General features: G+C 51.1%; 1 rRNA gene. It reads left to right on the forward strand.

The window, feature by feature from the left end:
• Positions 1–1,140: ribosomal RNA gene (locus tag NJD71_RS13520) — 23S ribosomal RNA — on the forward strand; the annotation flags it as partial.
• Between the last annotated feature and the right edge of the window lie 21 nt (positions 1,141–1,161).

The following is a 1,161-nucleotide window of genomic DNA, read 5'->3' on the forward strand; positions in this document are numbered from 1 at the left end:
TGGCAGTCGCAGATACCAGGCTGCTGCAACTGTTTATTAAAAACACAGCACTCTGCAAACACGAAAGTGGACGTATAGGGTGTGATGTCTGCCCGGTGCTGGAAGGTTAATTGATGGGGTTAGCGTAAGCGAAGCTCTTGATCGAAGCCCCAGTAAACGGCGGCCGTAACTATAACGGTCCTAAGGTAGCGAAATTCCTTGTCGGGTAAGTTCCGACCTGCACGAATGACATAATGATGGCAGCGCTGTCTCCAGCAGAGACTCAGTGAAATCGAAATCGCAGTGAAGATGCTGTGTACCCGCGGCTAGACGGAAAGACCCCGTGAACCTTTACTACAGCTTTACATTGAACTTTGACCTGACTTGTGCAGGATAGGTGGGAGGCTTTGAAGCCGAGACGCTAGTCTTGGTGGAGCCAATCTTGAAATACCACCCTGGTCATGTTGGGGTTCTAACTCAGGTATAACAATACCGAGGACAATGTATGGTGGGTAGTTTGACTGGGGCGGTCTCCTCCTAAAGAGTAACGGAGGAGTACGAAGGTGCGCTCAGACCGGTCGGAAATCGGTCGTAGAGTATAAAGGCAAAAGCGCGCTTAACTGCGAGACCCACAAGTCGAGCAGGTACGAAAGTAGGTCTTAGTGATCCGGTGGTTCTGTATGGAAGGGCCATCGCTCAACGGATAAAAGGTACTCTGGGGATAACAGGCTGATACCGCCCAAGAGTTCATATCGACGGCGGTGTTTGGCACCTCGATGTCGGCTCATCTCATCCTAGGGCTGAAGCAGGTCCTAAGGGTATGGCTGTTCGCCATTTAAAGAGGTACGCGAGCTGGGTTTAGAACGTCGTGAGACAGTTCGGTCCCTATCTACCGTGGGCGTTGGAAATTTGAGAGGATCTGCTCCTAGTACGAGAGGACCAGAGTGGACGAACCACTGGTGTTCGGGTTGTCATGCCAATGGCATTGCCCGGTAGCTACGTTCGGATGGGATAACCGCTGAAAGCATCTAAGCGGGAAGCCCACCTCAAGATTAGATTTCCCTAAAGAGCCGTTCAAGACTAGGACGTTGATAGGCAGGGTGTGGAAGCACAGCGATGTGTGTAGCTAACCTGTACTAATTGCTCGTTTGGCTTGACCATACAACACCCAAGTGGTTTGTA

The organism is Psychrobacter sp. PP-21 (genome assembly GCF_033790785.1).
In the GTDB taxonomy this organism is placed as follows: domain Bacteria; phylum Pseudomonadota; class Gammaproteobacteria; order Pseudomonadales; family Moraxellaceae; genus Psychrobacter.